We start from the raw sequence: 16,553 nt of genomic DNA, 5'->3' as shown, positions 1-16,553 counted from the left end.
CAGCGTGATCGCCGCCAGCCTGCTGGTCGCCGCCGACGGCGCGCGGTCAAAACTGCGCGAGCGTGCCGGCATCGCGACCCATGGCTGGGAGTATGACCAAGCCGGCATCGTCGTCACCGTCGGCCATGAGCGCGATCACGAGGGCCGCGCCGAGGAGCATTTCCTGCCGGCGGGCCCGTTCGCGATCCTGCCGCTCTCGGGAAGACGCTCGTCGCTGGTGTGGACCGAGCGCCGAGCCGAGGCCGCGCGCATCGTTGCGCTCAGCGACGAGGAATTTCACGCCGAGCTCGAGCAGCGTTTTGGCCTGCATCTCGGCGAGGTGAAGGCGCTCGACAAGCCGCGCGCGTTTCCGCTGTCCTATTTCGTCGCGCGCTCCTTCATCGCCACCCGCCTCGCGCTGGTTGGCGATGCCGCCCATGTCATCCACCCCATTGCGGGCCAGGGCCTCAACATGGGCCTGAAGGATGTCGCGGCGCTGGCCGAAGTCGTCGTCGATGCCGCGCGGCTCGGCATGGATATCGGCGGGGCCGACGTGCTCGAACGCTATCAGCGCTGGCGCCGCTTCGACACCATGGCGATGGGCGTTGCCACCAATTCGCTGAACTTCCTGTTCTCGAACCAGTCGACGCTGCTGCGCACCGTCCGCGACATTGGCCTCGGCCTTGTCGACCGCGCCCCGCCGCTGAAGAACCTCTTCATCCGCCAGGCCGCCGGGCTCACGGGCGAGGTGCCGCGGCTATTGAAGGGCGAGGCGTTGTGAGGAGCGAGTAGGGAGTGGCGAGTAGCGAGGAGTCCATTCGCTATTCGCTACTCCCCACTCGCCCTTTCTCAATCGATCTTGCGCGCCTCTTCCGGCAGCATGATCGGGATGCCGTCACGGATCGGATAAGCGAGCTTGGCGCTGCGCGAGATCAGTTCCTGCTTTGCAGCATCGAACTCCAGCGGGCCCTTGGTCAGCGGGCAGACGAGAATCTCCAGCAATTTGGGATCGACGCTGGCTTCGGGACGGTCGGTGGGCGCGTTCATTGGGGTCTCCGGCAATCGGTTGCCTCTAGCATAGAAATTCGCGTCCGCCCATCGCGAGCTCAAGCGGAGACCATCGTTAAGACCTCGTCGAGCAGGGCCTGGAGCCGTGCCGCCGGCACCGGCGCGCCTGACAGGGCGAAGCCGAGAAATGCCCAGTACAGGATCTGCGCGCGGGCCTGCGCGGTTGCCGGAGGGAGCGCGCGTTTCTCCAGCAGCCCCTCAATATAGTCGAGCCTGCGGCGATCGATTGCGCGCACGGCCCCTTGTGCCGCCGCATCGAAGGCCGCCCAATTGCGCACCGCCCGTTCGAGATCGAGCCGGGCGCCGAACGTCCTGCGCAGCAGCGCCTTCAGCGGCTCATCGCTGGCGGCCTCGACATCGGCGATGATCTGCTCGGCCGCGATCTCGCGCCAGCGCTTCAGCACTCCGGCGTGGAATGCCCCGAGATCGGCGAAATGCCAATAGAAGCTGCCGCGCGACACGCCCATGGCCTTTGCCAGCGGATCGGCCTTGAGCGCGGTGAAGCCATTTTTGGCGAGCGCCTTCAGACCTTCCCTGATCCAGTCGTCGGCGGAGAGCTGTTCGGTCATGTCGGGTTCCCAGGGGCTACCATACACTAGTGTATTGACAGGCGGTGGGCCAGCGCCCATCTCTCCATACAGTACTGTATGGATGGAGGAGGCGAGGTCTGCTGATGCGTGATCTGCTGCTGCAATGTGCCGGCGTCGCCGGAATCGTGGTCGCCCTGATCCATGGCGTGCTGGGCGAAACCAAGGTGTTCGCCAAAGCGACCATCACCCCGGAACGCCTGCGCATGCTGATCCGGCTCGTCTGGCAGGCCGGTACGGTTGCCTGGATCGGCGGCGGCGTGCTCCTGCTTGCGGCGCCAATGTTGGGATCGGACAGCGCGCGGCACTGGATCGTGGCGACCATCGTCGCCGTCTACGGCTTTGCCGCCATCGCCAACGCCTGGTGGTCGCGCGGACGTGGCTTTGGCTGGAAGGCCCTCACCGCCGTGGTCGCGCTGGCGGTCGCCGGATACTGAACCCGCCGATGCAATCCAAAGGAGGCGCACGATGACCGATCGCGTCCGTGTGACTGTCGAGAATGAGGTGGCGCACGTCCGCTTGAGCCGACCGGACAAGATGAATGCGCTCGATCCCGCGATGTTCGAGGCAATTGCCGAAGCCGGCGCGGACCTTCGCGACAGCCCGGAAATTCGAGCCGTCGTGCTATCCGGTGAAGGTCGTGCCTTCTGCGCCGGCCTCGATGTCGACCGCCTGCTGGCGGCTGCAAATGGCGAACCGCTGCTTCCGACTGCGGATCTGACGCGCCGGACCCACGGCATCGCAAACTTCGCGCAGCACATTGTCTGGCTCTGGCGCGAACTGCCGATACCCGTGATTGCCGCGGTCCACGGCGTTGCCTTCGGCGGTGGCTTCCAACTCGCGCTCGGCGCCGACCTGCGCTATCTCGCGCCCGATACGAAGCTCGCGGTCATCGAGACGAAATGGGGCCTGGTGCCTGACATGTGCGGCACGCAATTGATGCGCCATCTCGCGCATGAGGATGTGGTGCGAGAGCTGATCTACACCGGGCGTGTTTTTTCGGCCGATGAAGCGCTCGCCTACGGCTTCGCGACGCGGCTTGCCGATGACCCCGTGGCCGCCGCGCTGGCAACGGCGCGCGAAATTGCGGGCCGCAGCCCCGGTGCGATCCGTGCCGCCAAGCGACTGCTCAACCTCTCCGCAACTTGCGACGTGGCATCCGGTCTCGCCGCGGAGACTGCCGAACAGGCGGCGCTGCTTGGAACTGTCAATCATGTCGAAGCGGTCAGGAGCAATCTCGAACATCGTGCACCAAGATGGAGTCTCGCGTGACCCTGACACTCGTCACCGGGGGCACAGGTCATCTTGGCCGGGACATCGTCGATCGCTTGGTTCGCGACGGACGTCGGGTCCGGGTGTTTGCGCGATCGCCAGGCATGCGATCGGACGTCGAATGGGCTGCCGGCGATCTCGCTACGGGCGCCGGGTTGCGCGAAGCTCTGCGTGACGTCGATACGGTGATCAATGCGGCGACGGATTCTCCGATCGCTCGGCGCGGCGGCGTTCGTCCGATCGATATTTTCAGATCGCCCTCCGCCGTGGACGTCGAGGGAACGGAGCGGCTGCTGTCGCTCTGCGGGGAAGCCGAGGTGCAGCACTTCCTGCACGTCTCGATCGTCGGCCTCGATCAGGCGACCCTGCCCTACGCGCGGGTCAAGCTCGCCGGCGAGCGACTGGTGCGTGCCTCAGCTTTACCCTGGTCCATTGTTCGCGCGATGCCGTTCTATTACCTGCTGGACAAGTTGCTGTCGGGCCCGGCCTGGCTTCCGGTGTGGCCGGTGCCGACGACGCTGTTCGACCCCGTCGATACGTCGGATGTCGCCGATCACGTTCTGTCTTGCGCGTTCGACGGGCAACGTGGCGTGCGTGCGGAGATCGGCGGCCCCGAAGCTCTCGATCTCGTTGCCTTCGCCCGCCAATACCAGGATGCAAGGAGACTGCACCGGAAAATCCTGGCAATCGGCCTGTCCGAGGCGAATGCGCGCGGCATGGGCCTTGTCGTGAGCCAGGGCGTGCGCGGACGTCTCCGCTGGGCGGACTGGCTGCAGCGCAACTATCCGGGAATGCAAAGTGCGGCCTAGCGCGATTGGCGAGATCGGCGGTTCTCCCGGTCCGTGAGGCGTAAGGCCGCAGCGATCCCGCGAATGCATGCTGCATGCGGAGAGCGCTGATCTTTTGACAATCGTTAGAACAACTCTAAATACGAATGGCCTCGTACCGGATTGACTTCATCATCACCTTTGCTTCCTTCAGTTCCGCTTCGCGGCTCGCGTAGCGCGCACGACAAAGGAGGAGACGTTCGTGAAGGTCATTCGTGTTGTTGCCATTGCACTGACGGTTGGGATGGGCATGGGGTCGGCGGCCATGGCCGACGGATTCAAGGACTGCACCAAGCTCGACAAGGCGTCGTGGAAGCCGGCCAGCGAGGCCGAAGCCAAGGCCAAGGCGCTCGGTTATGAAGTGCGGCGCTCCAAGATCGAAGGTTCGTGCTACGAGGTCTATGGCGTCAAGGAAGGCAAGCTCTACGAGCTGTTCTACAGCCCCGAAGATCTCAGCCTGAAGCACACGATCGCCAAGTAAAGCGCTAAGTAGGGCGTGAAGTAGATTGCGCGACGTGATCTGCGCAAAGCAGGGCTCGAGGATGGTCTTTGCTTGATTGAAGAAGCGATGCCAGCAGCGCGCGGGGTGTCCGACAGGACCCCCGCGGATCGAGCGACCCCGCGGACGGTCGCAGTCTGGGATCTCCCGCTGCGCCTCTGGCACTGGGCCCTCGCGGCGTGCGTTCTGGCCGCATGGTTCACGCCCACCGTCTATGATCGGCTTCACCGCATCGTCGGCTATGCGGTGCTCGTGCTTCTGGCCTTCCGTTTGGCCTGGGGCTTTTGGGGAAGCCGCTATTCGCGCTTCCGCATGATCAGGGTCAGGCTCCGGGCCGCGCCGGGCTATCTCTGGAACCTGCGCCGCGGCATCACCGGCCGCTATATCGGACTCAATCCCGCCGGCACCGTGATGCTGGTGGCGCTGCTGGTCTCGCTCGCGGTCTCGACGATCACGGGCGCGATGTCGGTGACCGTCACGTTCTTCGGCGTCTGGTGGGTCGAGGACACCCACCATTATTCGTCGGATGCGGTCATCGTCCTGGTCGTGCTGCACGTGCTCGGCGTGCTGCTGATGGGGATTCTCCAGCGCGAGAATCTGATCCGCGCAATGCTCACCGGCCGCAAGCACATTCGCAATCGCCCCTGAGCAGGATCAGTTTGATTCGAACCGATGCAGCGGCGGGCTCGCTCATCCGCGTAGTTTCACGGGACGAGAACCCTTCGCCCGCACAGGACTACCGCAGAATTCCGCATTTGAGACGTGCTATTTACCTCCCGGTAGGTATGCAACCGAGAATTGCAGAAAATTAACGCGAAGAAAGCCGATAGAATCAATCGTCGAAGTTATTGACGAGGGGAGGCGATTTCGATGTTCCGCGTCTTTACCTGCCTCACGGCAGAGCATGATTGGCGGCTTGTCATACTCGCTGGTCTGGTTTGCTTCGCCGCAAGCATTGTAGCCGTCAGCATCTTTCATCGGGCGATCGCCTCGCGCGCCTGGGCGCGGCTGATCTGGATTGCGATCGCCGGCGCCGCCATCGGTTATGGAATCTGGGCAACGCATTTTGTCGCAATGCTCGCCTACGAGCCCGGCGTCTCAACCGGCTATGGCATCGCTCTGACGGCTGTGTCGCTCGCCGCGGCGATGATCCTGACGTCAGGCGGTTTTGGCGTTGCCGTTGGTAGCTCCGGCCGCTGGCGGGCGGCTGCCGGGGGCGGCATCATCGGCGCCGGTATTGCGAGCATGCACTATCTGGGCATGTGGGCCCTCGAAGTGCCCGGTCGCGTGACTTGGTCGCCGGAGCTGGTGTTCGTCTCGATCATCCTTGGCATGGTCCTGGGCTACGCCGCACTTGCGGTCGCCCTGGGCCGCAAGGACAGGTGGGGGACCTTCGTCGCGGCGCTGCTGCTGACGCTCGCCATTGTGTCGCATCATTTTACGGCTATGGGGGCCGTGCAGATTGTTCCAGACCCGACGCTGACAAGCGATGCCCTGTCGCTTTCTCCCGCCTTCCTCGCCGTGGCAATTGCGGGCGTGGCTCTGTCAGTGCTCGGAATGAGTTTTGTCGGCGTGCTGGCGGATCGCCGGCTTGCGACCAGGACCAGGCGGTTCGAGGAAATCATCAGGGAGCTTTCGCTTACCAGGCAACAGGTGGAAGATTCACAAAAGGAAATCCAGGACCAGAAGATCAGGCTCGACACGGCCATCAACAACATGGTCGAGGGCCTTTGCATGTTTGACGCCGATAAGCGGCTCGTCGTCTGCAACGAGCGTTATGCCCTGCTCTATCGGCTGCCGCCGGAATTGCTGAAGACGGGGACACCCCACGCCGACATCATCAAGCATCGCGTCGTGAACGGCATCCTCAAGGGCGACACCAGCGAGGGCGCTGCCGGGCAATTCATCTCGAAACTGGCCGCGTTGCCGTACGATGTTGTCTCGAGCAGGATCGACGAGTTTTCGGATGGTCGGTTGATCGGCGTGACGCGACAGCCGATGCCCGGCGGTGGATGGGTCGCCACGCATCTCGATGTGACCGAGCAACGCCGGTCCGAGGCCAAGATCATTCATATGGCGCAACACGATGCGCTGACCGATCTGCCAAATCGCGTGCTGCTCAGAGAGCGCATGGAGCATGCCATTGCGGTTACACGCAACGGCGGCCTCGATCTGGCCGTGCTCATGCTCGACCTCGATCGGTTCAAGGAAGTCAACGACACGCTTGGACATCCGGCGGGCGATTCCCTGCTGCGCGCCGTTGCTGCGCGTCTGCGCGAATGCACCACGGAAACCGCATTGATCGCTCGCCTGGGCGGCGATGAGTTCGCGGTGATCGATTACGTGACCAGCCCGGCCGTGGAGGCCGCCGCCCTTGCCGAGAACATCAGGAAGGCGCTTTGCGAGCCGTTCGATCTCGGCGATCACCGGGTCACGGTGGGCACCAGCATCGGCATTGCCATCGCGCCGCGCGACGGCAATGATTCCGACGTGATCATGAAGAGCGCGGATCTCGCCCTCTACTCGGCCAAGAGTGGTGGACGCGGTGCATTCCGTTTCTTCGAGCCGGAGCTCGACGAGCTGATGCATGCGCGCCGCAACCTGGAGCGCGACATGCGGGATGCGCTTGCCGGCGGCCAATTCGAACTCCACTACCAGCCGTTCGTCAGCGCCGCGACCGGCAAGACCAGCGGCTTCGAAGCCTTGCTCCGCTGGCATCATCCGCAGCGAGGCCTTGTCATGCCGGGCGAATTCATCCCGCTTGCGGAGGAGACCGGCTTGATCGTTCCGCTCGGAGAATGGGTCTTGATGACCGCCTGTGCGGAAGCCGCCAAATGGCCTGCGCATGTCAGGATCGCGATCAACCTGTCTCCCGCTCAGTTCAAGAGCAAGGAGCTTGTTCCGGTCATTGTCGGCGCCTTGGCGAGTTCGGGAGTTGCGCCGCACAGGCTCGAGCTCGAGGTCACCGAGACGGTGATCATGCATGACAGCGAAGCTGTTTTCGCCGTCCTCGGTCAATTGCGCGAGCTCGGTGTGCGAGTAGCCCTGGACGATTTCGGCACGGGCTATTCATCGCTGAGCTTTCTGCAGAGGTTCTCGTTCGACAAGATCAAGATCGACCGCAGTTTCGTCAACGAACTCTCCAGCGCGAGGGCAGAGGCGCACCATCTCGCGCGGGCAGTAGTTCGTTTCGCGGTCAGTCTCGGCAAGACCACGACCGCCGAAGGCGTCGAAACGAAGGAGCAGCTCGACATTCTTCGCGAAGAGGGGTGCGTCGAAACGCAAGGCTACTATTTCAGCCGGCCGATGCCCGCATCCGACGTCGCCAGAATGCTGCGGCGAGGTGCCGGAGCGGTGGTCCGCGCCGCCTGAGCATTCGGACCCTCACTGCAGGGGCGGATCGCCGCTGGTGCGCTTCTTGGCGAGGTCCATCTCCGTGACGGCGATCAGAATCTCGGCGCGGGTCTTCAGGTCAGGCGCCTCCAGCATGGCCTGCTTCTCCGCGGGGCCATAGGGCGACATCATCGCCAGCGCATTGACGAGCGCTTCGTTGGGCGCGCTTTCGACGCCCTCCCAGTCGACCTTGAGATTATTGGCCTTCAGGAAGTCTGCCAGTACGGCCAGCAGCGCCTCGCGGTCGACCTGGTCCTCGCCCGTGCGGGCGGTGAAGTCGTCGACGAAGGCGAAGAAATCCACCTTGCACTGTCGGTAGGCGGTGAGCACTTCGAGCTCCTCGACCACCTTGAAGCGCGAGACGCCGGTGAGCTCGAGGATGTAGCGGCCGTCGCCGGATTCGGCGAGCTGGGTGATGCGGCCGACACAGCCGACGCTGAACAGCGTCGGCTTGTCCGAATTTTTCGGCGAGTGCGCGACGTCAGGCTGGATCATGCCGATCAGGCGATGGCCATCGCGGAAGGAATCATCGACCATCGCAAGGTAGCGCGGCTCGAAGATGTTGAGCGGCATCTGGCCGCGGGGCAGCAGCAGTGCGCCCGGCAGCGGAAAGACCGGAATGATCTCCGGGAGGTCGGCGGGTCCGCGATATTCGATGTTGATCGGCATCTGCCCGGTCCCCCTGGCCTTGCCAGCGCGGCTTACGAAAACAGGATCGTCGACAAACGCTTGCGTCCCTCGACGGTTGCATCATCCGTGCCGCCCCAGGCCTCGAAGAACTGCACCAGCTGCTTGCGGGCGCCGTCGTCGTTCCATTTGCGGTCACGCTTGACGATCTCGAGCAGCTGCGCGGTGGCTGCGGCGCGGTCGCCTTGCGCGTTGAGCGCGGTCGCCAGGTCGAATCGGGCCTGATGATCGAGCGGGTTTGCGGCGACTTTCTGTTCCAGCTCCGCGACCGGCCCGAGCGATTGGGCCTGCTCGGCGAGATCGATCGCGGTCTGCACGGCCTTCACCGCGGGATCGTTGCGCTTGGATTCCGGGACCATGGCCAGCGTCTGCTTGGCCTGCTCCATCGCGCCGGAGACGGCGTAGCATTTTGCGAGTCCGGCAAGCGCCGCGATGTTGGTCGAATCGTGCTGAAGCACCTCCGCATAGATCTGCGCGGCGGCTGCGGCGTCGCCCTCGGCGAGTACGGCCTCGGCCTCTTGCAGGATTTCAGCAATATTTGGCTCACCCGGCGCGGTCACGCCTTTGGTCAGCTTTTCGATGAAGGCGTTGAGCTGGCTCTCGGGCACCGCGCCCATGAAACCGTCGGCCGGCTGGCCGTTGACGAAGGCGATCACGGCCGGGATCGACTGGATGCCCATCTGGCCAGGGATCGCGGGGTGCTGGTCGATGTTCATCTTGACCAGCTTGACCTTGCCCTTGGCTGCCTTGACCGCCTTTTCCAGCAAGGGGGTGAGCTGCTTGCAGGGGCCGCACCACTCCGCCCAGAAATCGATCAGCACCGGCTGGCGCTTCGATTCCTCGATGACGTCCTTCACGAAGGTCTGGGTGGTGGTGTCCTTGATCAGGTCGGCCGCAGCCGGGCCCGCCGCTCCGTTACCCTGGTCGATGATCGTCACGGGATCCCCTCGTCTGATGTCCGGAATGGCGGGTCTTTAGCATGCCGCCACTTCCTATGCTCGTTGTTGGCTCCTAAATTGGGCCGATTGGGCCGAATTTCAATCCACCGCGACCGATTCGGCGGTTCCGGCGCCTTTTTGGGTGATTTAGTCGCATCCGGGGCCCATATGGGGCCTCCAAATGCGAATTGATGCCGCCGGTAGCTGTTGCATTCCCCTCCCGCTTTTGGCATACGACAGCCGTTGCCGGCGCGTCACGCGACCGACACAGGATGCGGGTGTAGCTCAGTGGTAGAGCACGACCTTGCCAAGGTCGGGGTCGAGGGTTCGAGCCCCTTCGCCCGCTCCAATTTTTCCCAGAGCATCCAGCCGGTCCGAACAGAAGCGTGGTTCTCCACGCCGCTGGCGGCTCTCTTGGGTTCGCAATGACAATCCTGGTCACCGGTAGCGCGGGTCACCTCGGCGAGGCCATTCTGCGGACGTTGCGGACGCGCGGTTCGCCCGCACGCGGGGTCGATCTGAAGCCGTCGCCCTACACCGACGCGGTCGGATCGATCGTCGATCCCGGCTTCGTGCGGCGCCAGATGGCTGGCGTCTCGGCCGTCATCCACACCGCGACGCTGCACAAGCCGCATGTGGCGACCCACTCCAAGCAGGATTTCGTCGACACCAACGTATCAGGCACGCTCAATTTGCTCGAGGCGGCAGTGGCCGCCGGCGTGACGAGCTTCGTCTTCACCAGCACCACCAGCGCGTTTGGCTCGCAGCTTCGCCCTGAGGCGGGGCAGGCGGCCGTGCGGGTCACCGAAGATTTGCCGCCGGTGCCGAAGAACATCTACGGCACCACCAAGCTGATGGCCGAGACCCTCTGCGAGCTGTGCTATCGCGAGCGCGGCCTGCCGGTCGTGGTCTTGCGGACCTCGCGCTTCTTTCCGGAAGCCGACGATGATCCCGCGATGCGGTCGGCTTACACGACTGAGAACGCGCAGGCCAACGAGCTGCTCTATCGCCGGCTCGATATCGCGGACGCGGTGAGCGCCCATCTGCTCGCCGCCGAACGCGCCCCGAAGATCGGCTTCGCCCGCTACATCGTCTCGGCCACGAGCCCATTCGAGCCGTGCCACCTCGCGGCACTTGCGCGCGATGCGGCCGGTGTCGTGCGCGAGCTTTATCCGGACTGCGCGGAGCTCTATGCGGCGTGCGGCTGGAACCTCTTCCCCGAGATCGACCGTGTCTATGTCAACGAACGCGCACGGCGCGAACTGGGCTGGCAGCCTGAATTCAACTTCGCGCATGTCCTGAGGAGCCTGCGCGAGGGCCGCGATTTTCGCAGCGTGTTGGCGCACGAGATCGGCTCGAAAGGCTATCATGACACGGTGTTTGACGACGGCCCCTACCCCGTCGCCGGTTGAGCGTCGCGTTCGCTAATTTGCTCGACAGGTCAAATGTCTGACCGGCGTCACCACGAGCGGCGCGACTTGCGCCGTTCTACTTTGCATGGGGTTGTTTTCGCGTTTTGTGTTGCCCGCCCCCTCGATCCTGCCCGCGAATGAGGCGCGCGCCGATTTGATTCCGCGTTGCAGCGAGAGCGCTGTCGCCGCCGCGTTTGCCCTCGTTGACATTCCGTCTCAATTTTTATTGAGCGCAACCGCAGCGCAGGCGATGCCCTTCTCACCGCTCGCAGATGTGCTAGCCTTTTTGCGTCTGCTTCTCGGCAGACCCAAACTTCGCCTCTCGACTAGCAAGATAAAATAATGCGCAGCCCTGACGGCTGCCTTAGGGGAGTGACGCGATGAAATTCCATCGATCCGTCTTTCAATCCGTCCTGGCGCTTGCAGCGGTTGCCTTTCTTGCAGGGACAAGTGCCGGCAACGCGCAGCAGCAGGACAAGAACAAGCCGCTGAAGAAATACGAATCCGGTACCAAGGAGTTCTGGACCCATCCGCCGGATGACTGGTTCCTCGGCGACGAGACCGAGGCGCAGAAGGGCCTCGCGCCGCCGTCGGGCCCGCCGACCGGCGCCTCCGATGCCGAGCTCGCCAACATCGTCAAGAAGATCAAGCTGCCGCCGGGCTTCAAGATCGAGGTCTATGCCTCCGGCGTGCTGGCCGCGCGGCAGATGGCCTGGGGTGACAAGGGCACGCTGTTCGTCGGCTCGTTCGGCCTCGGCAACGTCTATGCCATCAAGGACAATGGCGGGAAGAAAGAGGTCAAGACCGTTCTCAAGGGCCTCAACATGCCCACCGGTCTCGCCTTCAAGGACGGCGCGCTCTACGTCATCGCCGTCGACAAGCTGATCCGCTACGACAATGCGGAAGCCAATCTCGACAAGCTCGGCGACGGCAAGGTCGTCTATGACGACATGCCGTCCTATGCCGCGCATGGCTGGAAGTACATCGCGGTCGACAAGGAAGGCTGGTTCTTCCTCCCGTTTGGACCCCCCTTCAATATCGGCATCCCCCCGACCAGCGTGTCGCAGATCCGGCGCGTCGATCCCAAGACCGGCAACGCGGAGATCTGGGCGCTCGGCGTTCGCAACTCGGTCGGCGGCGACGTCGATCCGCGCACCGGCAAGCTTTGGTTCACCGAAAACGCCCGCGATTGGATCAGCGATGATCTGCCCTCGGACAAGCTGAACATGATCAATCGGATCGGCGAGCATTTCGGCTATCCCTACTGTCACCAGGGCAACCTGCCTGACGACAAGTTCGCCATGGGCCACAAATGCTCCGAGTTCACGCCGCCGGTGTTGAACCTCGGCGCGCATGTCGCCCCGCTCGGCATGAAGTTCTATACCGGCGACCAGTTTCCCGCCGAGTACAAGAACAACATCCTGATCGCCGAGCACGGCTCCTGGAATCGCCACAAGTACCAGGGCGCGCGCATCATGCGCGTGATCGCCGGGCCCGACGGGAAGAACGCCAAGCAGGAGGTGTTCGCCTCCGGCTGGATCGAGGGAGACCAGGGCTATCTCGGCCGTCCCAACGACATCCTTCTCGCCAAGGACGGCTCGATCCTCGTCGCCGATGACTGGGCCGGCGCGATCTATCGCATCAGCTACAGCAAGAAGTAGCGCGACGTTACGAAGAGGCTGCGGCCGGGTGACGGCTGCAGCCTCTTTTGCTTGCGACAGACTTGCGATGGAACACGTTCGTCATGCCCGGACTTGATCCGGGCATCCATCAAACGAGAAACTTTGCAAAAGAGATGGATTGCCGGGTCAAGCCCGGCAATGACAGTCGGAGAAATCAGCGATGCGCGTCGTTCGGTTCGGAATTCTGCCTGCGGCGCTTCTGCTCGCATCTATCCCGGCTCAGGCCGCCGACAATGCCGCGATCAAGGAGAAGGCTTCAGTCTGCTCCGGTTGTCACGGCGAGAACGGCATTTCGCAGACGGAGAACGTCCCCTCGCTCGCCGGTCAGCCCGATCAGTTCATCCAGTGGCAGCTCGTGTTCTTCCGCGCGGGCTCGCGCAAGAACGACCAGATGCAGCCGATCGTGGAGGAGATCACCAACGAGGACATCCGCAACTTCGGCGCTTATTTCGCCTCGTTGACGCCGCCGAAGGGATCGGAAGACGGTGATCCGGACCTGTCGAAGAAGGGTGCGCAAGTTGCCGCCGGGCGCCGCTGCGCCTCATGCCATACCGATAGCTATGCCGGCACCAAGGGAGTTGCGCGACTTGCCGGCCAGCGCGAGGAATATCTGGTCAAGGCACTGCACGACTACAAGGCGGGCCAGCGCGTCGGCGGTGGCGTCGCCGCGATGGCCGATGTCGCCTATCACATGAGCGACGAGGAAATCACGGCCGTCTCGCACTATCTCGCGCATTTGAAGTAGCCGTGGTGCTGTCTCCACAAACCCGCTGTCGTCCCGGGTTCGCGCTATGCGCGCCCCGGGGACGACAAACGGGGCGTGTGGTTAACTAGCCCGCTGCTTCTCATACGCCTTCAAATGCGTGTAGGCGATGCGCAGCTTCGGCACCGGCACCTTGGCAGCGTCAGCACGCGCGATGAGGTCGCCGATGACGTGATCGGCTTCGACCGGCAGGCCGGCCTTGACGTCGCGGAACATCGAGGCCGTCATCGGCGAGCCCTCGGTGGTGAGCAGACCCTTGACGCGTTCGAAGAACGGCCCGCCCGGCGTATATCCCGACGCGGCGGCGATCGCGCTGGTCTCATCCAGCATGCCGAGCAGGAAATCCCGTCCGCCAGGAGCTGCAAGGATGTTGCCGACAGAGGTGCGCATCAGGCTGGTCGACGCCGCGAGCGAGGAGAGGAATACCCACTTCTCCCACATGTCCTGCATGATGTTCTGGCTGGCGCTGGCGCCGTTGATGCCGCTCTTGAAGGCCTCGTCGATGGCCTTGATGCGATCCGAGAGCTTGCCGTCGCGCTCGCCATAACTGATCGACTGCATCGGCTGCAACTGCACCACCTCGCGCTTGTCGTTCAAGGTCGCGGCGATGGCGCAGAGCCCGCCGAGCACGCGCTCCTTGCCGAACTCGGCATCCAGCGTGTCGAGATGGTGCATGCCGTTGAGCATCGGGATGATCGCCGTGTCAGGCCCGACCGCGGCGGCAAACGATTTGATGGCGTCCTCGAGGTCGAACGCCTTGCAGCTCAGAAGTACGACGTCGAACTTGTCCTTGAGCGCGGTGGCCTGCACGGTCGGCGGATTCTTCAAGGTCACATCGCCGTTCGGGCTCTTGATGACGAGGCCGGCACTGGCGAGTTCGCTGGCGCGCTTCGGACGGACCAGGAAGGTGACGTCGCGGCCGGCCTGCAACAGCCTGCCACCAAAATAGCCGCCGATGGCGCCGGCGCCGACCACGAGGATACGCATGGGGTGCTCCACAGTTGTTGCTCTTCAAATAGACGCGAATGGCGAATAGGGAGTAGCGAATAGGGTAGCACGCCATGAAATGCGAGTAACGTTTCCACTACTCGCTATTCGCCATTCACTATTCGCCCTTCTCCAACACCATTTCCTCGACCTCGCGCAACTGCTCCTTGCCGAAGAACATCTCAGTGCCGACGAAGAAGGTCGGCGAGCCGAACGCGCCGCGGGCCACAGCCTCCTCGGTGTTCTTGATCAGCTTGCCCTTCACCTCGGGTTCCCCGGCGCGGGCGAACAGCTTTTGCGCATCGAGGCCGGAGGACGCCAGCGCCTTCGCCGCGATTTCGGGATCGTCCATCTTCTTCGGCTCGCGCCACATGTGGTGGAAGGCGGCCTCGACATAGGGCTCGAACACACCCTCGAGCTGCGCGGCGATCGCCGTGCGCATCAGGTTCAGCGTATTGACCGGGAAGAAGGGGTTCATGACGTAAGGCTGGACCTTGAAGCGCTTGACGAAACGCTCGGTCTCGACCGCGTGGAATTCGCGCTTGTTCTTGATCCCGGCGAGGGTCTCGGCCGGCGACTTGTTGTTGGTCGATTTGAAGATGCCGCCGAGCAGGATCGGGACGTATTCGAACTTGACGCCGATGCGCTGCTCGATCGCGGGAATCGCGAGATGGCTGAGATAGGCGTTCGGGCTGCCGAAATCGAACAGGAATTGCGGGGCAGTGCGGGTCAAATTCGGTCTCCCTGGCTTCTCTTTCGCGCATTGTGGCGCAGCATACGCCACAGGTCCACCGCTTAATGACGATCGTAATACATAGACGGTCAGACCTGACGCCGGATCGCTCGCTTGCGCCACACCAGGAAGTAATAGCCCATCTGCAAAACGAACATGGCGCAGAACACGATGGGATAAGCGGCCCATACGCCCGCAAGGCCGATCGTGCGGCTCAGGATCACCGCGGCAGGCAGCTCGATCGCGACGATCGCGACGATCGAGAGCAGCATCGGCGTCAACGCGACGCCGGCCGCGCGCATGGCTCCGGAGAACACCGTGGCGAGGCCAAACGGTACCGAGCTCCACAGGGCGATGTCGAGCAGGCCTCTCGCCAGATCGAGCACGGCGGCGTCGGTGATGAAGATGCCGAGGATGGCGCGCGGGGCGAGATAGATCAGCGCCACGAGCCCGCCGGTCAGGACGAAGTTGAAAGCGAGCCCGACCCGCACGATGCCCTCGAGCCGGGCTCTGTCGCCGCTGCCGACCGCCTGCGCGCCGAGGATCGAGACCGCGATCGAAATCGACATCGCCGTGAACTGCGTGTAGCCCATCACCTGATTGACGGCGCCATAGGCCGCAGTGGCGTCCGACCCAAAGCCGTTGACGAGGCCGAGCAGGACCAGCTCCGCGATCGCCATCACCACCATGCCGACGGCGCTCGGCAATCCGATGCCGAGAATCCTTCCGAGCATGGCGCCGTTGAGCCGCAGGTGACGCAGCAGCGCCGCGTCCGGTGCGAGCGCGTGCTTCTTCCGCAGCAGATAGAGCGCCAGCGCGATCAACGTGACCGCGTTCGAGATCGCTGCCGCCCATGCCGGACTGGTGATGCCGGCTGCCGGCAATCCGAACGACCCGCGGATCAGAAGCGGTGTCAGGATCAGGCCGATCGCGGTCGACAACGCCAGCGCCAGCAGCGGCGTGAGCGCGTCGCCGACGCCGCGGACCATCGCCGTCATCAGCAGGAAGACGAAGCCAAGCGGCATGGTGAGCAGCATGATCCGCGCATAGGCGCTGGCAGGGGCGAGAATGTCTGTGGGCGTGGCGAGTGCCATCATCAGTTGACGGCTGAAGAGTCCGCCGACCAGCGCAACCGAACTGGAGAGCAGAAGGCCGATCGCAAGCGTCGTACCCACGACGCTTCTGATCTTGTCGTGCTCGCGCGCGCCAAAGGCCTGACCGATCAGCACGGTCGCGCCGGTGCTGAGGCCCATGACGAAGGCGAACAGGAAGAACATCACCGGGAAGAACACCGAGACGGCCGCCAGCGCGTCGACGCCGAGCATCTGGCCGAGATAGACGTTGCTGACGGTGCCGAACAGCGATTGCAGCGCGTTGCTCAGCATCAGCGGGGCGAGGAAGCGGAGGAACGGCGTCCAGAGCGGTTTGGTGGTGGGCATGGATCTGTCTTTCGTCAGGGCGTGCGAAGCCGTTGCCGCGCAAGGTGCGCGGCTCGGCCGTCGATGAGGTTGAGAAGTGCCGCGCGGTTTAAGCGCGGTCGCTGTAGGCGAGCTTGACGATGTGGTCGCGGATATCGGTCGGCCAGTCCGCGATCAGTCCGGTGAAGCGCCGCCTGTCATCAGCGAACAGCGCCCGCGAAGCTTCCTCGAATTGCGGCAGGTTGCCGGCCATCGTCGACATGAAGTGGTAGGCGGCCTCGCGCGCCTGCCGCTCGCGGTCCTTGTCG

General features: G+C 63.7%; 18 protein-coding genes and 1 tRNA gene. 11 read left to right on the top strand and 8 right to left on the bottom strand.

The features are described 5' to 3' along the window. Positions 1 to 760: FAD-dependent monooxygenase (locus MOV75_RS08360; protein ID WP_247005323.1), on the top strand; the 760-nt coding region annotated here is incomplete at its 5' end. Positions 761 to 828: 68 nt separating this feature from the next. On the opposite strand, the gene MOV75_RS08355 is transcribed toward MOV75_RS08360, so the two are convergent. Beyond that, on the bottom strand, positions 829 to 1,026 hold the full coding sequence (locus tag MOV75_RS08355; protein ID WP_246922246.1) for a Trm112 family protein: 198 nt from the start codon (positions 1,024 to 1,026) through the stop codon (positions 829 to 831). Between the two features lie 59 nt (positions 1,027 to 1,085). Further along, positions 1,086 to 1,616 (bottom strand): TetR/AcrR family transcriptional regulator, encoded by a 531-nt coding sequence (locus tag MOV75_RS08350; RefSeq protein WP_246922244.1) that lies wholly within the window; start codon positions 1,614 to 1,616, stop codon positions 1,086 to 1,088. A 104-nt stretch (positions 1,617 to 1,720) separates the two neighbouring features. Between MOV75_RS08350 and MOV75_RS08345 the strand changes: the two genes are divergently transcribed. The 6 genes from MOV75_RS08345 to MOV75_RS08320 all read left to right on the top strand — a co-directional run bounded on the left by MOV75_RS08345 (position 1,721) and on the right by MOV75_RS08320 (position 7,604). Further along, on the top strand, positions 1,721 to 2,071 hold the full coding sequence (locus MOV75_RS08345; RefSeq protein ID WP_246922241.1) for a hypothetical protein: 351 nt from the start codon (positions 1,721 to 1,723) through the stop codon (positions 2,069 to 2,071). 31 nt (positions 2,072 to 2,102) lie between these two features. After that, complete coding sequence (locus tag MOV75_RS08340) at positions 2,103 to 2,906, top strand: crotonase/enoyl-CoA hydratase family protein (protein ID WP_246922239.1); 804 nt, start codon at positions 2,103 to 2,105, stop codon at positions 2,904 to 2,906. Next, positions 2,903 to 3,715, top strand: coding sequence for an SDR family oxidoreductase (locus tag MOV75_RS08335; protein ID WP_246922237.1), 813 nt, complete (start codon positions 2,903 to 2,905; stop codon positions 3,713 to 3,715). The genes MOV75_RS08340 and MOV75_RS08335 overlap by 4 nt, the downstream gene beginning before the upstream one ends. Positions 3,716 to 3,935: 220 nt before the next feature. After that, positions 3,936 to 4,214 (top strand): PepSY domain-containing protein, encoded by a 279-nt coding sequence (locus MOV75_RS08330; protein WP_018323571.1) that lies wholly within the window; start codon positions 3,936 to 3,938, stop codon positions 4,212 to 4,214. A 72-nt stretch (positions 4,215 to 4,286) separates the two neighbouring features. Beyond that, positions 4,287 to 4,880 (top strand): cytochrome b/b6 domain-containing protein, encoded by a 594-nt coding sequence (locus MOV75_RS08325; protein WP_247005322.1) that lies wholly within the window; start codon positions 4,287 to 4,289, stop codon positions 4,878 to 4,880. Between the two features lie 222 nt (positions 4,881 to 5,102). Next, positions 5,103 to 7,604: an EAL domain-containing protein gene (locus tag MOV75_RS08320; protein WP_246922233.1), complete on the top strand. Its 2,502-nt coding sequence runs from the start codon at positions 5,103 to 5,105 to the stop codon at positions 7,602 to 7,604. A gap of 12 nt (positions 7,605 to 7,616) precedes the next feature. Here MOV75_RS08320 and MOV75_RS08315 read toward each other — a convergent pair whose 3' ends face one another. Together MOV75_RS08315 and trxA are read right to left on the bottom strand one after the other, a co-directional pair. Beyond that, a complete protein-coding gene (locus tag MOV75_RS08315) occupies positions 7,617 to 8,294 on the bottom strand; it encodes an LON peptidase substrate-binding domain-containing protein (protein ID WP_246922232.1) in 678 nt (225 codons plus the stop codon). 32 nt (positions 8,295 to 8,326) lie between these two features. Next, positions 8,327 to 9,250: a thioredoxin gene (gene trxA, locus MOV75_RS08310; protein WP_246922231.1), complete on the bottom strand. Its 924-nt coding sequence runs from the start codon at positions 9,248 to 9,250 to the stop codon at positions 8,327 to 8,329. 274 nt (positions 9,251 to 9,524) lie between these two features. Here trxA and MOV75_RS08305 point away from each other — a divergent pair. From MOV75_RS08305 to MOV75_RS08290, 4 genes are all read left to right on the top strand, one after another. Next, a tRNA-Gly gene (locus MOV75_RS08305) sits at positions 9,525 to 9,599 on the top strand. A gap of 76 nt (positions 9,600 to 9,675) precedes the next feature. Next, positions 9,676 to 10,662, top strand: coding sequence for an NAD(P)-dependent oxidoreductase (locus MOV75_RS08300; protein ID WP_246922229.1), 987 nt, complete (start codon positions 9,676 to 9,678; stop codon positions 10,660 to 10,662). Positions 10,663 to 11,042: 380 nt separating this feature from the next. After that, a complete protein-coding gene (locus MOV75_RS08295) occupies positions 11,043 to 12,323 on the top strand; it encodes a sorbosone dehydrogenase family protein (protein WP_246922227.1) in 1,281 nt (426 codons plus the stop codon). Positions 12,324 to 12,504: 181 nt separating this feature from the next. Further along, positions 12,505 to 13,089 (top strand): cytochrome c, encoded by a 585-nt coding sequence (locus MOV75_RS08290; protein ID WP_246922224.1) that lies wholly within the window; start codon positions 12,505 to 12,507, stop codon positions 13,087 to 13,089. Between the two features lie 81 nt (positions 13,090 to 13,170). Here the strand turns inward: MOV75_RS08290 and panE are convergent, their stop codons facing one another. The 4 genes from panE to MOV75_RS08270 all read right to left on the bottom strand — a co-directional run. After that, complete coding sequence (panE, locus tag MOV75_RS08285) at positions 13,171 to 14,094, bottom strand: 2-dehydropantoate 2-reductase (RefSeq protein ID WP_246922221.1); 924 nt, start codon at positions 14,092 to 14,094, stop codon at positions 13,171 to 13,173. Positions 14,095 to 14,212: 118 nt separating this feature from the next. Continuing rightward, on the bottom strand, positions 14,213 to 14,827 hold the full coding sequence (locus MOV75_RS08280) for a 2-hydroxychromene-2-carboxylate isomerase (RefSeq protein WP_246922218.1): 615 nt from the start codon (positions 14,825 to 14,827) through the stop codon (positions 14,213 to 14,215). An 89-nt stretch (positions 14,828 to 14,916) separates the two neighbouring features. Then, positions 14,917 to 16,266 (bottom strand): MATE family efflux transporter, encoded by a 1,350-nt coding sequence (locus tag MOV75_RS08275; RefSeq protein WP_246922215.1) that lies wholly within the window; start codon positions 16,264 to 16,266, stop codon positions 14,917 to 14,919. Positions 16,267 to 16,354: 88 nt separating this feature from the next. Next, the coding region (locus MOV75_RS08270; protein WP_247005321.1) for a DUF2239 family protein at positions 16,355 to 16,553 on the bottom strand (199 nt) is incomplete at its 5' end.

The sequence above is a fragment of the Bradyrhizobium sp. PRIMUS42 genome (assembly GCF_023006515.1).
Classification (GTDB): domain Bacteria; phylum Pseudomonadota; class Alphaproteobacteria; order Rhizobiales; family Xanthobacteraceae; genus Bradyrhizobium.
The sequence above is the reverse complement of the archived record's forward strand: the minus strand, read 5'-3'. Positions and strand labels throughout refer to the sequence as shown.